The 18,019-nt window shown below is 46.2% G+C and carries 18 protein-coding genes and 1 tRNA gene; 8 read left to right on the forward strand and 11 right to left on the reverse strand.

What is annotated here, in order from left to right:
* The first annotated feature begins 157 nt into the window (after positions 1 to 157).
* Both H6F98_RS17930 and H6F98_RS17935 read left to right on the forward strand, forming a co-directional pair.
* A complete protein-coding gene (locus tag H6F98_RS17930) occupies positions 158 to 364 on the forward strand; it encodes a hypothetical protein (RefSeq protein WP_192220066.1) in 207 nt (68 codons plus the stop codon).
* Between the two features lie 17 nt (positions 365 to 381).
* Entirely contained in the window at positions 382 to 1,119 is a 738-nt protein-coding gene (locus tag H6F98_RS17935; RefSeq protein WP_192220067.1) for a Uma2 family endonuclease, read from the forward strand.
* A 110-nt stretch (positions 1,120 to 1,229) separates the two neighbouring features.
* Here the strand turns inward: H6F98_RS17935 and H6F98_RS17940 are convergent, their stop codons facing one another.
* Positions 1,230 to 2,345 carry a hypothetical protein gene (locus H6F98_RS17940; RefSeq protein ID WP_206759659.1) on the reverse strand — a complete coding sequence of 372 codons (1,116 nt, stop codon included), beginning with the start codon at positions 2,343 to 2,345 and terminating at the stop codon, positions 1,230 to 1,232.
* Between the two features lie 314 nt (positions 2,346 to 2,659).
* Between H6F98_RS17940 and ribD the strand changes: the two genes are divergently transcribed.
* Together ribD and H6F98_RS17950 are read left to right on the forward strand one after the other, a co-directional pair.
* The gene (ribD, locus tag H6F98_RS17945; protein WP_192220069.1) at positions 2,660 to 3,835 is read left to right on the forward strand and encodes a bifunctional diaminohydroxyphosphoribosylaminopyrimidine deaminase/5-amino-6-(5-phosphoribosylamino)uracil reductase RibD; all 1,176 of its coding nucleotides are present in this window, start codon (positions 2,660 to 2,662) and stop codon (positions 3,833 to 3,835) included.
* Positions 3,836 to 3,874: 39 nt separating this feature from the next.
* The gene (locus tag H6F98_RS17950) at positions 3,875 to 4,498 is read left to right on the forward strand and encodes a hypothetical protein (RefSeq protein ID WP_192220070.1); all 624 of its coding nucleotides are present in this window, start codon (positions 3,875 to 3,877) and stop codon (positions 4,496 to 4,498) included.
* Positions 4,499 to 5,612: 1,114 nt separating this feature from the next.
* Here the strand turns inward: H6F98_RS17950 and H6F98_RS17955 are convergent.
* From H6F98_RS17955 to H6F98_RS17990, 8 genes are all read right to left on the reverse strand, one after another.
* Entirely contained in the window at positions 5,613 to 6,395 is a 783-nt protein-coding gene (locus H6F98_RS17955; RefSeq protein WP_192220071.1) for an amino acid ABC transporter ATP-binding protein, read from the reverse strand.
* An 89-nt stretch (positions 6,396 to 6,484) separates the two neighbouring features.
* Entirely contained in the window at positions 6,485 to 7,678 is a 1,194-nt protein-coding gene (locus tag H6F98_RS17960; RefSeq protein WP_192220072.1) for an amino acid ABC transporter permease, read from the reverse strand.
* Positions 7,679 to 7,740: 62 nt separating this feature from the next.
* Positions 7,741 to 8,952 carry an amino acid ABC transporter permease gene (locus H6F98_RS17965; protein WP_192220073.1) on the reverse strand — a complete coding sequence of 404 codons (1,212 nt, stop codon included), beginning with the start codon at positions 8,950 to 8,952 and terminating at the stop codon, positions 7,741 to 7,743.
* A gap of 10 nt (positions 8,953 to 8,962) precedes the next feature.
* A complete protein-coding gene (locus H6F98_RS17970; RefSeq protein WP_192220074.1) occupies positions 8,963 to 10,057 on the reverse strand; it encodes an amino acid ABC transporter substrate-binding protein in 1,095 nt (364 codons plus the stop codon).
* Between the two features lie 212 nt (positions 10,058 to 10,269).
* Positions 10,270 to 10,479, reverse strand: coding sequence for a hypothetical protein (locus H6F98_RS17975; protein WP_192220075.1), 210 nt, complete (start codon positions 10,477 to 10,479; stop codon positions 10,270 to 10,272).
* A 235-nt stretch (positions 10,480 to 10,714) separates the two neighbouring features.
* A tRNA-Ala gene (locus H6F98_RS17980) sits at positions 10,715 to 10,787 on the reverse strand.
* A gap of 180 nt (positions 10,788 to 10,967) precedes the next feature.
* Positions 10,968 to 11,690: an HAD family phosphatase gene (locus tag H6F98_RS17985; RefSeq protein ID WP_192220076.1), complete on the reverse strand. Its 723-nt coding sequence runs from the start codon at positions 11,688 to 11,690 to the stop codon at positions 10,968 to 10,970.
* Positions 11,691 to 11,699: 9 nt separating this feature from the next.
* Positions 11,700 to 12,587, reverse strand: coding sequence for a class I SAM-dependent methyltransferase (locus tag H6F98_RS17990; RefSeq protein WP_192220077.1), 888 nt, complete (start codon positions 12,585 to 12,587; stop codon positions 11,700 to 11,702).
* A 272-nt stretch (positions 12,588 to 12,859) separates the two neighbouring features.
* On the opposite strand from H6F98_RS17990, the gene H6F98_RS17995 reads away from it, so the two are divergent.
* Entirely contained in the window at positions 12,860 to 14,041 is a 1,182-nt protein-coding gene (locus tag H6F98_RS17995; RefSeq protein ID WP_192220078.1) for an RtcB family protein, read from the forward strand.
* A gap of 116 nt (positions 14,042 to 14,157) precedes the next feature.
* Here H6F98_RS17995 and H6F98_RS18000 read toward each other — a convergent pair whose 3' ends face one another.
* Complete coding sequence (locus tag H6F98_RS18000) at positions 14,158 to 14,469, reverse strand: RNA-binding protein (protein ID WP_192220079.1); 312 nt, start codon at positions 14,467 to 14,469, stop codon at positions 14,158 to 14,160.
* 384 nt (positions 14,470 to 14,853) lie between these two features.
* Between H6F98_RS18000 and H6F98_RS18005 the strand changes: the two genes are divergently transcribed.
* The 3 genes from H6F98_RS18005 (at position 14,854) to H6F98_RS18015 (ending at position 17,120) form a co-directional block, all read left to right on the forward strand.
* Positions 14,854 to 15,000, forward strand: coding sequence for a hypothetical protein (locus tag H6F98_RS18005; RefSeq protein ID WP_192220080.1), 147 nt, complete (start codon positions 14,854 to 14,856; stop codon positions 14,998 to 15,000).
* 109 nt (positions 15,001 to 15,109) lie between these two features.
* A complete protein-coding gene (locus H6F98_RS18010) occupies positions 15,110 to 16,156 on the forward strand; it encodes a DUF362 domain-containing protein (protein WP_242058594.1) in 1,047 nt (348 codons plus the stop codon).
* Positions 16,157 to 16,172: 16 nt separating this feature from the next.
* Positions 16,173 to 17,120: an NAD(P)-dependent alcohol dehydrogenase gene (locus H6F98_RS18015; protein WP_192220082.1), complete on the forward strand. Its 948-nt coding sequence runs from the start codon at positions 16,173 to 16,175 to the stop codon at positions 17,118 to 17,120.
* Between the two features lie 145 nt (positions 17,121 to 17,265).
* Here the strand turns inward: H6F98_RS18015 and H6F98_RS18020 are convergent, their stop codons facing one another.
* Positions 17,266 to 17,703 (reverse strand): secondary thiamine-phosphate synthase enzyme YjbQ, encoded by a 438-nt coding sequence (locus H6F98_RS18020; protein WP_192220083.1) that lies wholly within the window; start codon positions 17,701 to 17,703, stop codon positions 17,266 to 17,268.
* Positions 17,704 to 18,019 lie beyond the last annotated feature (316 nt).

Genomic DNA, 18,019 nt, shown 5'->3' on the forward strand with positions numbered 1-18,019 from the left:
AATGCGCCTCATCTGTCAATGTCAGTCAGGGTTTGCTCACTCTTAGATACACTAAATTTATCTCTTCTTTTCTTGTTTCGCTATATATTTAGCATACTAAGTACTGAAGAACCAAAATGATAATATTAAATCTGGCTTAGGACAGTGTGTTGCCGAAATGATTGCTGCACAATTGTTTAATGAACGGGAAGGAAACGATATCCAACCAATTTATGGGGTGGTGACAACGGGAGAACTTTGGAAGTTCTTGAAGTTAGAAGGTAAACTTGTATCTATTGATTTAAGCAATTATCCTGTCGGTAATGCTAATAAGATTTTAGGGATTTTATTGAGTACTATTCAGGATACTAAAATAGATGAGTAGCTCTCTCCTCTCCAACCATGACAGCCACAGTCCCTGTCGTCGAAACAGAACCCTTCTACCCCAGTGCCGATGGTGAACCTGTGGCGGAAACCTACGACCACCTCTATGCCTTACTGACTACTTTAGAAGTCCTGAAACAATATCTAGCAGGTTGTCAGGCAACAGTTTTGGGCAATCAATTTCTTTACTATGCTCAAGGCTTTCCTAAGTTACGGGTTGCCCCAGATGTAATGGTAATCTTTGACGTGGCACCAGGTGGTCGAGACAACTACAAAACCTGGCAAGAGGGGCAAGTACCCAGTGTGATTTTTGAGATGACATCGGGTGGGACAAAAGAGCAAGATCAGGTGTTCAAGAAGACGCTGTATGAGCAGTTAGGGGTAAAAGAATATTGGCTATTTGACCCTAAGGGCGAGTGGGTAAAAGAACAGTTGCGTGGCTATCGACTAAGAGGAGACGCTTACGAACCAATTCAGGATAATCGCAGTGAGCCTCTACAGCTACGGTTACAGGTTGAGGGAAGGTTGATCAGTTTTACCCGTGAGGATACGGGGGAAAAACTGCTCATTCCTGATGAACTGGCACAGACGCTACGGCAAGAAGTTTTAGCTCGTCAGCAGGCAGAGAAACAAGCACAACAGGAACGCCAGCGTGCTGAACAGGAACGCCAACGTGCTGAACAAGCAGAATCGCAGGTAGAACAGTTGAAAGCAAAGTTGCGATCGCTCGGCGTTGACCCTGATGCTATTGAATAAGTAGGTAGGCAAAAATAAACGAAGGTATGTCAACAAAGGTTAACAGGCTAAAATCCTTCTGCTTTCTGTCTTGCCTCAACGACAAATATTAATGCCGACCTACTTACAATTTACATCAAGGCATCTGCTTGTTCCTGCGTTGTAATCACGGCTCCCTCTGGTACTTGCACACCGTCACGCAGTGTCACATCAACGACTAGCGCCCTAGTGCCGATAGTTACGTTGTTGCCTACCTTGGAGCGGAATAATACGGCATCATCATCAATCGTTAGGTTGTCACCAACTTCGAGGGGTCCGTGAAACACGATGTTATCGTCGGTGTTTAGGTTCTTACCGATGCGGATGCTCGTACCTTTGAGAGCATGGAAGGTTACTCGATCCTCAATCTCTGCATTTTCACCAATAATAATCGGTGAGCCTTCATCAGCACGAATCGCTGTGCGCTCTCCTACAACACTATTACTACCCAACCGCACATCTCCAACGAGCCGCACAAATTCATCAAGCCGCACGTTCTCACCAAGGGTAGGACTAATAGGATTAGGATTCCAGGAAGTCTTTGGCGCACGGCTTGCCCCAGTCACCAACTCAAACCCCTCTTCCTCATAGAGTTCGCCATAGTGTTCGGCAAACTCCTCATTCACCTCCAGGACTTCATTTTGGAATTTGGAGTTGGCTTCTATTTTTAGGGGTAAGGTATCCGCTTGGGCTTGATTTGTGATGACTGCCCCAATTGGCACTAAGCGATCTTTGCCAATTCTCACATTCGAGAGAGTTGCCCCGTGCAGCACAAAGGCACCGTCTTCTAGCACTACATTGTTAAGACGGGAACGGAAACCCACGAAGGTAAAGTTACCAATGCTTGAGTTCTTGATGTTGGCTTGGTGGGCGATACTCACTCGCTCCCCAGTACTACTTGATCGTGCCCCGCATGGTGTTACTGGGGCTGGGGTATTAGCTACTGCTAAAAAAAGGATATTGTCTTGGAGGTTGGTTTCATTGCCAATACAAACACGGGTTTCCGGGTCTGCACGTAGGATAGTATTGCTTGCAACGAAGACGTTTTTCCCTATAGAGACATTGCCAAACAGTTCCACTAGCGGGCTGATGTAGCTGGAATTCACCACAACCTCAGGTGGGCTAAATAAACTTACTAAGTCACTTTCTTGAGCAGCTATCGCGGCTGTTCCCGACAGCAACGCGCTCAAGAAAATACCAGCTATCAATATGAATTTAAGCTTATTGTTGAATTTTTTGTACATCAGAAAGCTTCTATAGGTTGTGACAAAAAGTTTGCATCAACAATAGTATGTGAACAAGAGCGATCGCGCTTCTTACTAGTTGAAGGCAGCATCTGGAGAACCTGATAGGTTCGCTATACCCCTCAAAACTAAAATCTAGGCTCACTGAACGTGCGTGATAATAAGGAACGCCTCTAAAGTTTTCCAGGGTCACACCAATCTGAGAAGTAGGCAACTAATATAGGCTTGCAATGTCCTGATTTATTAAACTCAGGGGTAACCAGCACAGTAGAAGATTAATGGAAAACTCTTCCCTAGACGCCCAACCTAATTCTCCCCAAGCGTCACCACCGTCCGATCCTTCAACTGCATTTGATCGCACCATGATGCAACGGTGCATCGAACTTGCCCACCGCGCCCTCGGACGAACAAGTCCTAATCCCCTCGTCGGTTCTGTGATTGTCCAGAATGGTGAGATTGTGGGAGAAGGGTTTCATCCGGGTGCGGGTCAACCCCATGCGGAAGTCTTTGCGCTGCGGGAAGCAGGTGAAAAGGCGAAAGGAGCGACGATTTATGTCAATCTGGAACCTTGCAATCACTACGGACGAACGCCTCCTTGTTCAGAAGGATTAGTGGCGGCAGGTGTAGGTAAGGTCGTAGTCGGGATGGTTGACCCTGATCCACGGGTATCCGGGGGAGGAATTGAGCGATTACGTGCCGCAGGGATTGAGGTTGTGGTAGGAGTCGAAGAAGCGGCTTGCCGTCAGCTTAATGAAGCCTTTATTCATCGCATTCTCTACAAGCGTCCTTTGGGAATTTTGAAGTATGCGATGACCTTAGACGGCAAAATTGCTACGATCAGCGGTCATAGCACTTGGGTTACGGGTAAAGAGGCGCGATCGCATGTGCATCAACTCCGGGCAGCTTGTGATGCGGTAATTGTTGGTGGTAATACGGTGCGTCAAGATAATCCTTACCTAACCAGCCATCATCCCGATGCTCACAACCCACTGCGAATCGTCATGAGTCGCACGTTTGACCTACCAGCAGATGCTCATCTCTGGCACACCGTTGATGCCCCTACCTTAATCTTGACTGAGCCAAGAGCTAATCCGGATTTGCAGCAACAGTTAGTGAAAAAGGGTGTGGAGGTAGTGGAACTGACGCCCCTAACTCCTCGACAGGTAATGACTTATTTGTATGAGCGGCAACTTTCGAGTGTGTTATGGGAATGTGGCGGAACTTTAGCAGCAAGTGCGATCGCGGATGGCGCTGTGCAAAAAGTTCTTGCTTTCATTGCTCCGAAAATCGTCGGCGGCAAGGTAGCTCCCTCGCCAGTCGGGGATTTAGGATTTGCAACGATGACAGAAGCTCTGACGTTAGAAAGTGTCACTTGGCGACAACTGGGGTCAGATTATGTCATTGAAGGCTATTTGCCTTGGCAAAATAACACGGATGAGGCAGGAGAGAGATAAGGCGGCGTTATGAATTTGAGACAAAAAGCAGCATAAATAATGCTCGAAATAACGATTTGGAGCTTGTTGGTCGGCAATGTTGGTTGGCAGGCGGTAGTGGTGAGTGGATTGCTGCGCTGGCGGCAAGTTGTTAACAGTCAGCAACAGCAGGAGGAGGAAGAAATTTTGACGTGTTTTGAATCAAAAGAAGACTTTCCAGGGGCAAAGACGGCACAACACAATGGCAAGGTTGATTACTCTAACCGCCCGCATGAAGCTTCTACAGACCCACAGCTTGTTGGCTGGGAATTCAAGATTGTGCGAGCCAGCCGTGACTTATTTCGTAACCCAGCCGTTCTTCAAAAGCTATGTGAAGAAGAGGCAATGTCTGGCTGGATTTTGCTAGAAAAACTGGATGACCGACGAGTACGCTTTAAGCGACTAATTGCTTTACGTAATGTCTTAGATGTCAAACAGCTTTCTTATGACCCGTATCGCAGTCATTACGGCTCTTCGTTGACACCCCTAACTTGGGTAGGTGCGATCGCTGCTGTCCTGATGGTTGTTGTCCCCTCCTATTTTGCTTATAACTTAGTATCAGGAATGCTCTCTCATGCCCAGGAGAATCCACCCGCATCTCCTTATGAGGAGATACCACCACAAGATTTTCCTCCAGCCCAGTGAGAGTTTCATTGCTTGGCTAATATGCATTTATAGCGGTTAGCAGTCAGCTATCAGCTATCAGTTTTTTTGTTTTCTTTGCTCTGTTCCTGTTGGTTAAACGCAAAGGCAAAGGAAATTTCTTTTAGCGTTTACCTTCCCCTATTCTTAAACTCACCTCAGCTTACTATTTATTAAAACTTTGACTCGATCCATAATAGGAACAGTTAATCAGTGCAGGCACTTCATTAGCAGACTGCTGTTGGCTATAAAGGAAAACCTCATCAACCCTAAACCAATAAGAACCTAAGCCAATACAATCTCCAACCCTAGGAATAATCGGGTAAGTTGCGAACCAATCCATGTTTTCATCGGGCTTTCCTACAGCATCAGAGCCTCGAATTGAATGATAAACAAAATGAATTTTGTACACTAGCTAATACTTCTGTGAAATCTAGACAAAACTGACACCTTAAAGAAGAAACTCCCTCTTTAGAATAAGCACATTATTGAACACAATATAGATTATCTGCTCTCGCATTTAACTTACTTGCTTTAAGTAATCCCTATGCGTTGACTCTTAACTGTTGAGTGACAACGGGCAACAGTTAGTAGTGAACAAAAACTAACTAAATTCAATGTGTAGTTTAAATGCACATTAGCTTAGCAGACAATCTCCATCTCTAAGCTAACCATAGCTAAGAGAAGCACTGTTGCCAAGGGTCGGGACTTTCTCCAATGATTAAGCATCTCTGTTTTGGCTGCCTAATTTCGGAGCAATATAGCAAAGGGCAGAGGGCAGAAGGCAGAAGGGAAAAGATTGACTGGCAAAGGTTTCAGTATTTAGCGCAAGTCCTAATCACCTTGGCGACTGCTATAAATACCTATTACGAGTTGTATCCTAGATTCTGAGGATGTAGTTTGGTTTGAAATAATTGTTGAAATTCAGTGTAAGTAACGCTTACAGGGGCTTGTGCTTCTTCATTCGTACTCAAACACCCCATAATCTAGGTACAAATTACGCTTTTAAAAAGAAAATTGCTGTCAGGCTTAAGCTAACTGCGTAATGTATGGAAAATTTACACAGTGACAAGGACTGAAAAGATTAAGGTGTCTTTATCTCTCAAACCTTAGATAGCTAGAGAATTTGAGATAGGAACTTACGAGTCCGTTCTTCTCTGGGATTCTGGAAGAATTCTGTTGGTTTTGCTTCTTCCACCAACACACCACCGTCCATGAGGACAATTCGATCAGCTACTTCACGGGCAAAACCAACTTCATGAGTAACAACAACCATTGTCATCCCGCTCTGAGCAAGCGATCGCATTGTATCAAGCACTTCCCTTACCATCTCTGGATCAAGGGCAGAAGTCGGCTCATCAAATAGCATAATCTTGGGTTGCATCGCTAAGGCGCGTGCGATCGCAACCCGTTGCTGTTGCCCTCCCGATAGCTGACCGGGGAACTTCTTCGCCTGTGCCAAAATTCCCACTTTCTCCAGCAGCTTCATTGCGTTTTCTTCCGCTTGTGCCTTTTTCTGTCGCCGTACCCAGATCGGCGCTAAGGTGACATTTTCTAGCACAGTCAGGTGTGGAAATAAGTTGAATTGCTGAAACACCATCCCCACTTCCCGTCGAATTGCATCAATGTTACGCAAATCATGGGAAAGTTCGATCCCATCAATGACGATTTTTCCTTGTTGGAATTCCTCTAAAGCATTAAATGTGCGGATAAACGTAGATTTTCCAGAACCAGAGGGACCCATTACAACGACAACTTCCCCACGATGCACTGTCATGCTCACACCCTTGAGGACGTGAAACTGACCGTACCACTTGTGGACATCTGTCGCGATGATTACTTGCTCTTGAGCGGTTAACTGGGAATCATCTAAAACTAGATTGGCTTGCTGCTCTTCCATAATTTTTTACCTAATTAGTGATGTAGTGACTGGTGAATAGGAATAGGTTATTGAGAGTCCTTCCCAATCACCAGTCCCTAAAATAAACTCTAACGCTGACCGACATTCAAACTGGCTTCGAGGCGCCGACTAGCAGTTGACATTGCATAACAGAAAATCCAGTAAATTAAGCCAATGAAAAAATAAACTGGAGCGTAACGCCCAATGTATTCTGGGTTGGCAAGGATGGTACGGGAAACTCCAAACAACTCTAAAAATCCAAAAATAGCAAGTAGGGACGTGTCTTTAAACAATCCCAAAAACGTTCCTACAAGTGCTGGAATCACGGCTCGGATCGCTTGAGGTAGCACAATCAGGAGAACAACCAAGGGCGCACTTAAACCCAGTGACCGTGCAGCTTCTCCCTGTCCACGGGGTACGGATTGTAGACCCCCTCTTACATCTTCTGCTATGTAAGCAGCACTAAATAAAGTCAGCGCCGTTATCGCTCTTAACACTCGATCCACCTGGCTGAGTTCGGGTGGCAGGAAAAACGGCAGCATCACCATACCGAGAAAGAGAATGCCGATTAATGGTACTCCCCGAACGATTTCAATATAGAGAGTTGAAAGCAAACGGACTACCGGGAGCGCACTTTGGCGTCCAAGAGCGAGTAAAACTCCTAGGGGAAACGATAGGGTAATACTAAGAACGGCTGTCAATAAGGTCAGTACTAAGCCAGTCCAATCACCCGTTGAAATACTTTTCAAACCCAAGCCGCCTTTGAGCAACCAGAAGACAACTGGAATAGAGAGAACCCACAGCAGGGGTAACCAACGGCTAAATTTGATATCAAGCTGTCGTCCCAGCCAATAGCCAACTGCCACAAGCGCAATCTGTCCGCAGAGGATGAGGCGAGCATTCAATCCGATCGGTGAGATCAAAACTAAGGCAACAGCGATCGCAAACCCAATCAAGATAGGACGACTCCAAGGGCGAGATTGCCTTTGGAGATTCCCCCACGTTAGACCACCCAGGAAGGTGATGATTGCCAAGATGACCCACAGGCGCCAAATTGAATCTACAGGAAAGCGACCCGCAAAATATAGCCTCAAGTTATTGCTGACCACAGCCCATTTTGCCTGTGTCAGTGACCACACAAGCAAGCTACGGATTGCCTGAAATACTACTAACAGGAAGACAACGCTCAGGATAACGTTGTACCAAGTACTAAATAAATTTTTCCGCGCCCAGTTCCAGGGTGTTGGTCTTACGCTGGCTGGGGGAGCCATTTCAAGGGTCATTGTTAGTTGTTGGTTATTAGTTGTTAGTTGTTAAATAGCTGCTTATGACCAACCACTGAGATTTACCGTTCTTTAATTTGTACGGTGCGGTTATACAGGTTCATGAGTAGGGAAATTGTCAGACTGATTGTGAGGTAAGTCCCGGCGATGATCAGAAAAACTTCTACCGCACGACCTGTCTGATTAACTGTTGTGTATGAGACGGCATAGAGATCAGGGAAGCCAATGGCGATCGCTAAACTTGAATTCTTTGCTAAGTTCAGGTACTGGCTCGTCAAAGGTGGCACAATCACTCGTAAGGCTTGGGGTAAAATTACCCGTCGCGTGATGATTCCAGATTTCAGCCCCAAAGCGCGTGCAGCTTCCCCTTGCCCTTTTGGTACTGCTTGAATTCCGGCACGGACAATTTCAGCGATAAAACTGGCAGTAAAGAATGTCAATCCTGCCAGTAAGGCCGCAATCTCTGGAGAGAGTTGTAATCCACCCTGAATCTGTGTGCCTTGAATTACAGGAATACTCGCATTGAATGGTGCCCTCCTGGTAATAATCAAAGCAAGGAGGGACGTGAGCGCGATCGCTCCTCCAGACCAAAGCCATGATTGGCTAGGGATGCCTTGTTCTACCCTAAGGCGGGTACGCCAGCGCGTGAGCCATGCAGCAGCAAGAATCCCTATTGCCAGCAAGACAATCCAAATTCCCGTCCCCGATGTTGGATAAAGCCAAGGGACAGCCATGCCACGCTTTGTAAAGTAAAAGGGAACCGATGATGGCGTTGTTTGAGCATCAAGCGAGGGCAATTGAAAGAAAACAGCAAAATACCAGAAGAATAGTTGCAACAGTAATGGAGTGTTCCGGATTACCTCGACATAAACTAGCGCCAACTTGCGAATTAACCAGTTATCAGATAAACGCGCAACACCAACAACTAATCCCACAAGTGTCGCGAGGATTATGCCAATTACCGACACCCGTAACGTATTAACCAACCCCACCAACATCGCTTTACCAAAGCTATCAGAAGGGCTAAAGGAAATAAGACTTTCACCAATATCAAAAGAGGCTTGGCTTTCTAAAAAACCATAGCCAAACTGGATACCCAACCGCTGCAAATTAAAGTTGAGATTGTGCCAGAGAAGGGCAAAAAACAATCCAACGGCAACGATGGCAATAACCTGTCCAGCTAACTTCCAGAAGCGGCTATCCCGTACTAGGGTTGAAAAGTTCTTAAAATCAGACAACCCTAGTGAATTTCCACGAGACGATTGTGTAGTCATCGTGCTTACCTTAGCGGAACGGTGGGGAATACATCAAGCCACCCTTACTCCAGAGGTCGTTTTGTCCACGCTCTAGCTTGAAAGGTGTACTCTCACCAAGGTTGCGTTCATAAATCTCGCCGTAGTTACCTGCTGCTTTAATCGCCTGAACAGCAAAGTTATTTTCAAGTCCCAACCCTTTACCCAAATCTCCTTCTGTACCCAAGAGACGCTTCACTTCAGGGTCGGTTGTACTTGAGGCAATTTGATCAACATTTTTCGAGTCAACCCCTGACTCTTCAGCTTGAATCAAGCTGTAGACGACCCACCTGACTACATCCGTCCATTGGGAGTCACCCTGTTTGACGGCAGGAGCCAGCGGTTCTTTTGACATCACTACATCAAGAACCAGATTTTCATCAGGATTCGGTAATGTTGAGCGTTTCGATACTAATCCAGAACGGTCTGTGGTGACACCTTCACAGCGTCCTTCTTGGTAAGCGGCGAAGGTAGCGTTGTCATCTTCAAAGACAATCGGCGTGTACTTAACTCCAGCTTTCCGCATTTGGTCAGCTAGGTTTTGCTCGGTTGTTGTCCCTGTTTGAACGCAGACCGATTTACCTTCTAAGCCTTTTAAGTCTTTGATCCCACTAGACTGTTTTACCATCATGCCCTGTCCGTCATAAAAGACAACGGGGGCAAAGTCTAATCCGGTTGAAGTCTCCCGGCTAATTGTTAAAGTTGTGTTGCGGCTCAGGAGGTCTACTTCACCAGATTGTAATGCTGTAAATCGTTGAGCTGCACTGAGGTTACGGTACTCAACTTTTTCTGGATCGTTAAAGATAGCCGCCGCGATCGCACGGCACACATCCACATCCAGTCCAGAGTATTTCCCTTGTGAATCTACAAAACTAAATCCAGGCAACTGACCGCTAACACCACAAATCAGATTGCCGCGACTTTTTATCTTCGCTAATGTACCTGAAGCTCCGGCTTGAGCTTGAGAACTACCTTGGGTTGTCGCTGCTTGTTTTGGATCTCCCGTAGCACAGGCTCCCAACGAGACAACAAATACTGTGGCAGCTAGCAAAGAACCAGCTTTACGCCAATAACTCCATCTACCCATGAACCCCTTGCCCTTATTTCGATTCCTTCATCGTTACTTGATATTATTTGTCTATCAGACTCCCTAGAAGGTATAAACCTATACAGTTCTTCATAGACCCTTTGAGGGACGGCTCTTGATAGAACAAAGGACAAGCTTAAAGGTCTCGCGCTTTTCCGATTGCTGAAGCGAGGAGTTAGCTGGGCTGAGGTATCGATGGCTTGACTGAACTACTAACGTTGCGCTGCCAAATCGCGGATGAGAGATATCCGGGAGTAGATGTAATCGCTTATAATATCAGCTTCCTGGGTATCAAGCGATCGCTTTTGCTTGAATTGCTTTAGTATCCACTGCACCAAACTTGCATCATCCTGTTTCAGCAGTAGATTGGTCTGAGTTGTTTCAATTAAAGACCATAACTGTCGCAGCATTGTGGGAGTCATAGAATCTCCTTTTTAGGTAAAAACCCTGGCGCTTGCTGGGGTTTGGGGGAAACTGGTCTTTGAAGACCGTGTAAGTGATCCGTTCAGAACACGGCATTACTTAAGAATTCCTTAAGAATTCTTTTGTCTTCTCTACAATAGCTGATCTGGAGATACCACGGGCAAGATCACACAAGTTGATACAAGAGTTACAAATCTCTTAACAAAGCGTACATTATCTTGATAAACGTAAAAGTGGAGAATAGGAGAGTCGAACTCCTGACCTCGGCGGTGCGATCGCCGCGCTCTACCAACTGAGCTAATTCCCCTAGTTACCTCAGATTCTAGATTAAATCCTAAAACCTTAAATGACCGTTTCTCATTTTAACACTTTCTGTACGCTCTATCTGTCCGGAGGAATAGAATTGAACTCCAGCTTAGGAACATGACTAGTGAAGAAGACAAAAAAAATCTCCCTTGTCCTGCTTGTCCCCATTAGTCTTTACTCCCTACATACGGCTAGGCTGATGTGTAGTGCCAGAATAGACTTGCTGTACTCGGTCGAGTTCGAGTTCATTAAGATAATCTACAGTCCAGCTAGCCTGACGCTGAAGCATATGAAAAGGATAGGTATTTGCTACTCCAACCACCTGCATTCCAGCCCGTTTCGCCGCTTCAATTCCAGCGAACGTGTCTTCAATTGCTAGACATTCTGAGGCATCAGCTTTCAACTCAGGATACTGCTGATTTAACTGCTCAACGGCAAGAAGATAGCCATCCGGTTCAGGCTTACTCACCTTAATGTCGTCACCCGCTACGATTACTGTAAAGTATTGCGCCAACTGAGCGCGACTCAGTACCAATTCCACCTCGCAACGGAGTGCGCCGCTGACAACACCCATCGGCAACTGCGCGACACGAATTTGGAAAATCAAGTCTTCCACACCTGGATAGATAGGCAACTTCTCCAGTGTTTCTAGCTGACGCTGGTAAGCTTCGGCTTTACGGGCAATAATCTGGTTGAGGTAGCTGTCTGTAACGACTCTACCTCGGCGTTTGAGGATATCAGCAAGACAAACGCGATCGCTTCTCCCCAGACAAATTTCCCGGTACTCCTGAGGAGAGGGGCGCAGATTTTCCTCAATCAGAATCGCTTCAATTAGCTGCTGGTGAATTGCTTCATCTTTAATAATGACGCCATTAAAATCAAACAGAACTGCCTTTAAAGTCATGCCGTTGTGCTAGAAAGCAGGGGCAGGAAAGCCCTCAGAACCAAAATCATCGAGTGTCTTACTGGTAGATACCTGCTGTGCTGCTGAATAACCCTCAACTGGGATAGGTTTCATTGCTTGCGTTACCTGCTGCACCCAAAATACGTCCTTTGTTTGTACCGCTTCAAAACCTGCTGCCCCCATCCAAGCATCTAAATTACCAGCCGCATAAGCTTTGATGTACGGTTCCTCAAAAACTTCAGTTAACCAATCGACTTGGCGTATCGTTTTCTGATTGCCGTCCAAAATTAAAACTTCCCCTCCCGTCGTCAGTAGCCGGAAGCATTCTCGTAAAATTGCCTTAGTTACGCTTGGGGGTGTCTCGTGAAACAACAAGGATGCTGTAACTAAGTCGAATGAGGCATCCGGGAAACCTGTCTCTTCTGCCTTGCCATGACGCCATTGAACATCTAACCTTGCGGCTTTCGCTTTGTGGTCAGCCATCACCAGCATATAGGGTGACAAATCTAGCCCGATTACCTCGGCTTGAGGAAACGCTTGCTTCAACATCAGTGTAGTAGAACCCGTGCCACAGCCCAAGTCCAAAATTCTTCGTGGCTTTCCCTGAATGCTATCAATCAAGCCTTGACGTACCCATTTTTCGCTAGGGGGTAGCACGTATTGGGTAATCGGGTCATAGGAGGTTGCTGCACCACCATTAAGGTAGCCTCCCTCAATGCCGTGGAAGTTCTGACTACTGTAGTACTGAGGATATGTTACATCAGGGCGACGGAAGCGATCGCTCTCGGCTTGCCAGTCCTTACTTTCATAGAACTGCCGCAACTTTTCTTCATCAATAAAGCTTCGGATGATTGGAGATAAGAAACGATCCCAAAGTGTATCCTTGCGAACTGCCATAGCCGTAGACCTAGATTTGCGTGGATTGCTCTTGACTCACCAGGGCAGCCAGAGAAAGCCTTGCCCTCTTTACAAATTTTAATGTAGTTTCTCTTTCTTAAATCAGCTTTACTACTGTTTTCAATTCGTTACAAATCTGCTGCTATTTGTAGTATGAATGTAGTATAAAAGAAGTAATTCCAGAATTAGCTGAGCGATTGCCCTTAGCGCTGCCCAAAAGGCGATCGCAAACCGATTCGGTGTGTTACAGATGTTGTTAGAGGCAAACGTTTATGCCATACGAAAAGCTGGAAATTTCAACACCAAAACCAGTTCTCTCTTGGGCGAATCATTCCCTTGGCTCAGATGAAACCAAAATGGCAAAGAACGTTGCTTCACTGCCATTTGTGTTTAAGCATGTGGCGCTAATGCCAGATGTTCACCTGGGTAAGGGCGCCTTGGTGGGTTCTGTTGTTGCAACCAAAGATGCTGTTATCCCAGCCGCTGTCGGGGTGGATGTTGGTTGTGGGATGAGTGCAATCAAAACTCCATTTGTTGCTGAACAATTGGAGGGGAAACTCAAGCAGATTCGTCTAGATATTGAAGCAGCAATCCCGGTTGGCTTTAACCAAAACAAAGATGTTGAGAAGGCTGTAGCTAACTGGCAAGGTTGGCGTGATTTCAAAGAACTTCATTCTGGAGTACAGTCCCTAGAGGGAAAAGCCATGAAACAGATGGGTTCCCTCGGTGGCGGCAACCACTTTATTGAGGTTTGCCTCGATACCGAAAATGCTGTCTGGTTGATGTTGCATTCTGGTTCACGTCATATCGGCAACATGCTAGCGCAGAACCATATCAGCACCGCCAAGCAATTGGCGAAACTGGCGGACACTACTTTGCCCGATCCAGATTTAGCTTACTTTGTTGCAGGGACTCCCGAATTTACTGCCTACTGGCGAGATTTGCAGTGGGCGCAGAACTATGCCCGTTTCAATCGCGATGTGATGATGGGACGCTTCCAACGAATTGTGGAGAAGCATCTTGCTGGGGGTAAGCCAACTAAGCCTCTGCTTTCGGTAAACTGCCATCACAACTACGCCGAGAAGGAAGTCCATTTTGGTGAAGACGTGTATGTTACGCGCAAGGGTGCAGTTCGGGCGCGAGAGGAAGATTACGGTATTATCCCTGGTTCGATGGGGACAAAGTCATTCATCGTCAAGGGTAAGGGTAATCATGACAGCTACTGTAGCTGTTCGCATGGTGCCGGACGTTTGATGTCTCGTAACAAAGCGAAGAAGCACTTTTCACTGGATGATTTGGTTGAGCAAACTCAAGGTATTGAGTGCCGTAAGGATGAGGGTGTTTTGGATGAAATTCCGGGTGCTTATAAGCCAATTGACGAGGTGATGGCTAATCAGTCTGACCTTGTGGAGGTTGTAGCAACACTGAAGCAGGTTGTCTGCGTGAAAGGTTAGATTGCCTGTTGGTGGTTAAAGGACGACAAAACTAAAGAAGGCAATAAAGTGTCAGCCGATTCTGACTACTTTATTGCCTTCAGTTATACAAAGCTAGAGAAGTTTAGCTTTAGGGTTTAGTAGCGGCGAGAGAAGTTTCCGCCACGACCACCACCACCGCCGCCACCACCGCCAGGACCTCTGTTTTCACGAGGCTTGGCTTTGTTAACTTTGAGATCACGACCCATCCATTCAGCACCGTCAAGGGCATCAATGGCGGCTGCTTCTTCGGCTTCTGTCGCCATTTCCACGAAACCAAAACCGCGTAAGCGACCTGTTTCGCGGTCAGTGGGTAACTGAACCCGCTTTACAGAACCGTATTCTGCAAAAACAGCACTGAGGTCTTCTTGAGTAACCTCGTAGGATAAGTTGCCTACATAAATTGACATGGATCTTCTCCAAAATCAGAAGGGTGTAGAGATGTAGATTTCGGAGAGAAGCCTGTCAAGACTAAAAGCAATAAGCCTGTCAATGAAAACAAAACCTGCAACCGAATTAACTCTCTTCCCGAAGGTAGCACAGTAGCTAAGCCCTTAGGTAGAGAGTAAAAAAATATTTTACAAAAAGTAAGGTTTTGGAGACTGAACCCTTCATCTTCTCCAACTTAACAGAGCCAATAGACAAGGGCATCAGATTGTAAGTAGGCAACTGCGATCGCTTGTGAGTAAAGGCTGTCAGCCTTCAGCACTCAGCTCCTAGGAACTTGTGCAATAGAGGCGAGACGACAACCAATAGGAAGTAAGTGTTAAATAGTAGCATAGATTACAAAAGATGTGAGGCGGACTGTAACCCCTGACCATCTGCCTTACCAGATGGCAGAAGGCAGAAAGGAAAAGATTGTGGGTCAAGGTTTTAGTATTTGGCGAAAGTCAAGAGTCGCCTTGGTGACTGCTATGGCTTACTTGAATCAAATCGCTTGATATTTGAACCTTGAACTTGGTCATGCCTGTCTTAACAGTCGTTAGCTAGCATAAACCTATGAGATCTTCTGATTCATTCTCCAACTATAAAAGGCGCCAAATACTGCGAATGGCTGGACTGGCAGCAGGCGCTTCTATCCTGCCTACAGCTTGCCGTGCTGTGCAATCACCGTCAGAAACGGCAGATGCGACAGTTCCTCAACTTGCCACACCAACTCCTGCGGCTGCGCCTAACACTAAATCAGCGGCTCAAAACGTCAGTCGGGTTGTCCTTGTGCGTAGTGAAGACCGAGTTTCCGGCACTCGTAAAGCCTTGGATTTACTCCAGCCTCAAGGAATTTCCGGTCAGACGGTGTTCCTCAAGCCTAACTACAATACGGCTGACCCCGCCCCGGCAGCAACGGATACGAAACTGCTAGAAGCTTTAGTACAGGAATTACAGAACGCGGGTGCTAGACAAATTACGATAGGCGATCGCTCCGGTATGGCGGATACTCGTCAAGCGATGCAGACAAAAGGCGTATTTCAGCTAGCTGAGCGTTATGGGTTGAATGCGATTGTGTTTGATGAAATGAGTGCCGACGATTGGCAATCTTTTCCGGCTGAGGGTACCCACTGGCAAAAAGGATTTGCGATCGCACGTCCGGTTCTTGATGCGGGTGCTGTCGTCAACACCTGTTGTTTAAAAACACATCGCTTTGGGGGACATTTCACCCTGTCCCTGAAAAACACAGTCGGGATGGTTGCGAAATATGTTCCTGGCAACTCCTATAACTACATGCAAGAATTACACTCTTCACCGCATCAACGCTTGATGATTGCTGAAATCAATAAAGCTTATCAACCCACACTGGTATTAGTCGATGGCGTGGAAGCACTGGTGAATGGGGGGCCGGAAGCAGGCAAGAAGGTCAAATCTGGTGTAATTTTGGCAGGAACTGACCGTGTAGCTGTCGATGTCGTGGCGATTGGGATTTTGCGATCGCTTGGTACGACAGACGCTGTCTCTCGCGGTTCTGTCTGGGATTTAGAACAAATTCAAAGAGCCGTACAGTTAGGGTTGGGCAGTAGTAGTGATGAACAAATTGAAATCGTCACAGCAGACACAGCTAGCCAAACTATGGCAGACTCAATCCGCAAGTTGATTATTGCCTAAAGGAGTAGATCTGTTAATGAAAGCTGTCACGATTAATCAATATGGTTCGGCTTCTGTCTTGAACTACACAGACATTGAACAGCCTCGAATCAAACCTGAGCAGATACTAGTAAAAGTTCAGGCAAGCAGTGTTAATCCTGTGGATTGGAAAATCCGCTCTGGACAGCTTCAACTTCTTACAGGCTACAATTTCCCCCTAGTATTAGGCTTTGATGTTGCGGGAACTGTCGTAGAGGTGGGTGCTGGGGTGACACGCTTCAAAGCGGGTGACGAAATCTACGCCTACCTCGATTCCATCCCAGGAGGCGCTTACGCTGAATATGCGGCTGTGTCAGAAAGGGCAGCTTGTCTATTGCCCAATAACATGACTTATGAACAAGCAGCGGCAGTTCCTCTTGCTGCAACGACTGCCTTGCAATCATTGCGAGACTTAGGTTTGATTCAGTCGGGACACCAGGTATTAATTAATGGCAGTTCAGGCGGCGTAGGGACTTTTGCTGTGCAAATTGCTAAGGCGCTTGGTGCTGAGGTGACAGCAGTTTGCAGCACCAAGAATCTGGAGTTGATGACATCCTTAGGTGCTGATCATGTTATTGATTACACCAATACAGACATTACTCAAGATACAAGGCAGTACGACATTATTTTGGATGCGGTTGGCAAGCAATCCTTTTCTAGCTGCCAAGCGATTTTGAAGCCGAATGGGATTTACGTTGATACCTTGCCCATGCCTGACACTTTAGTGCAGGGTTGCCTCACATTCTTCTTACCCGGTAAGAAAGCGAAACTGGTCATCGCTCAGTCGAATAGCAAGGATTTAGGCTTTCTCAAGGAACTGATTGAAACGGGGAAAATGCGATCGCTTATTCAGCAAACTTATCCTTTATCTGAAGTCGCTGCTGCTCATACGACTAGTGAACAAGAACGGGTAGTTGGCAAGCTGGTAATTACTGTGTCTCACTAGCGACGACAAGCCACGTCATTATTTGCCCTTCAGTTCACCGTAACCATAGCTTCTCCCCTAAAACCTACCACCTACGCGCCTTAACCTTGACTGGGTTAGGTCTCTTATTTCACTCAAACCAGAAGTGCTATCAATGCACATCAGCTTACTCACCCGTAATCTGTATAAACACAGTCCGTTTTCTGGGACCATCCAGCTCAAAAAACAAGACGGATTGCCAAGTCCCTAAAGCCAATTGACCATCCACCACAGGAATCACTTCACTTGTACTCAGCGTCATTGCCATGAGGTGAGAATGAGCATTCATCGGCTCATCCGGTGGAACATCTCTTAAGTGCAGGTCGTTGTGTAAATACGTTTCTGCCTCAGGCGCTAACTTTCCCAAATGCCGCTTGATATCTTCTAGTAATCTTTCTTCGTTTTCATTAATTGCTAGTGCTGTTGTTGTGTGCCGGGAAAATACTAAAACTTGACCTGTTTTGAAGGCGGTTGCTTCAAGAATTTTTACAATTTGAGGCGTAATATTACGAATACAAATTCCTTGCTCCGTTTGTATTTCAAGTATTTCATTCTTGATTTGCATATCTTTACTTAATTAAATCAGCAGCTTGTGTTTATAGCGGTTTCCTGGAGAGATGAGGGACAACTCAGGTGAATGAAACCTAGTCAGAGCAAGGAAAACAAAAAGTTGGTCGCTGATAGCTGACGGCTTTCTGCTATAGACATTGAGCAGCGAAGAACACTCGTTTGGTTGTCAATCCCTCTAAAGCTTGAGTGAACGATATTATCATCGGTAGAGTTTGAAACAGTGAAAGTTCCTTAGCGTAAAATTTAGTATCTTTTTGAGTGAAGCAAGGCTCACTTCTGTTAGTCTTCTCAAAAAGCGCAAGCCTAAGTCA

The sequence above is a fragment of the Microcoleus sp. FACHB-SPT15 genome (assembly GCF_014849525.1).
Lineage (GTDB): Bacteria > Cyanobacteriota > Cyanobacteriia > Cyanobacteriales > Coleofasciculaceae > Symplocastrum > Symplocastrum torsivum.

What these genes read in the sequence shown, in the direction of transcription:
- H6F98_RS17930 (WP_192220066.1), top strand. Translation starts at nt 158, where the DNA reads ATGATTGCTGCACAATTGTTTAATGAACGGGAAGGAAACGATATCCAA.
- H6F98_RS17935 (WP_192220067.1), top strand. Translation starts at nt 382, where the DNA reads ATGACAGCCACAGTCCCTGTCGTCGAAACAGAACCCTTCTACCCCAGT.
- ribD (WP_192220069.1), top strand. Translation starts at nt 2,660, where the DNA reads ATGGAAAACTCTTCCCTAGACGCCCAACCTAATTCTCCCCAAGCGTCA.
- H6F98_RS17950 (WP_192220070.1), top strand. Translation starts at nt 3,875, where the DNA reads ATGCTCGAAATAACGATTTGGAGCTTGTTGGTCGGCAATGTTGGTTGG.
- H6F98_RS17955 (WP_192220071.1), bottom strand. Translation starts at nt 6,395, where the DNA reads ATGGAAGAGCAGCAAGCCAATCTAGTTTTAGATGATTCCCAGTTAACC.
- H6F98_RS17960 (WP_192220072.1), bottom strand. Translation starts at nt 7,678, where the DNA reads ATGACCCTTGAAATGGCTCCCCCAGCCAGCGTAAGACCAACACCCTGG.
- H6F98_RS17965 (WP_192220073.1), bottom strand. Translation starts at nt 8,952, where the DNA reads ATGACTACACAATCGTCTCGTGGAAATTCACTAGGGTTGTCTGATTTT.
- H6F98_RS17970 (WP_192220074.1), bottom strand. Translation starts at nt 10,057, where the DNA reads ATGGGTAGATGGAGTTATTGGCGTAAAGCTGGTTCTTTGCTAGCTGCC.
- H6F98_RS17975 (WP_192220075.1), bottom strand. Translation starts at nt 10,479, where the DNA reads ATGACTCCCACAATGCTGCGACAGTTATGGTCTTTAATTGAAACAACT.
- H6F98_RS17985 (WP_192220076.1), bottom strand. Translation starts at nt 11,690, where the DNA reads ATGACTTTAAAGGCAGTTCTGTTTGATTTTAATGGCGTCATTATTAAA.
- H6F98_RS17990 (WP_192220077.1), bottom strand. Translation starts at nt 12,587, where the DNA reads ATGGCAGTTCGCAAGGATACACTTTGGGATCGTTTCTTATCTCCAATC.
- H6F98_RS17995 (WP_192220078.1), top strand. Translation starts at nt 12,860, where the DNA reads ATGCCATACGAAAAGCTGGAAATTTCAACACCAAAACCAGTTCTCTCT.
- H6F98_RS18000 (WP_192220079.1), bottom strand. Translation starts at nt 14,469, where the DNA reads ATGTCAATTTATGTAGGCAACTTATCCTACGAGGTTACTCAAGAAGAC.
- H6F98_RS18010 (WP_242058594.1), top strand. Translation starts at nt 15,110, where the DNA reads ATGGCTGGACTGGCAGCAGGCGCTTCTATCCTGCCTACAGCTTGCCGT.
- H6F98_RS18015 (WP_192220082.1), top strand. Translation starts at nt 16,173, where the DNA reads ATGAAAGCTGTCACGATTAATCAATATGGTTCGGCTTCTGTCTTGAAC.
- H6F98_RS18020 (WP_192220083.1), bottom strand. Translation starts at nt 17,703, where the DNA reads ATGCAAATCAAGAATGAAATACTTGAAATACAAACGGAGCAAGGAATT.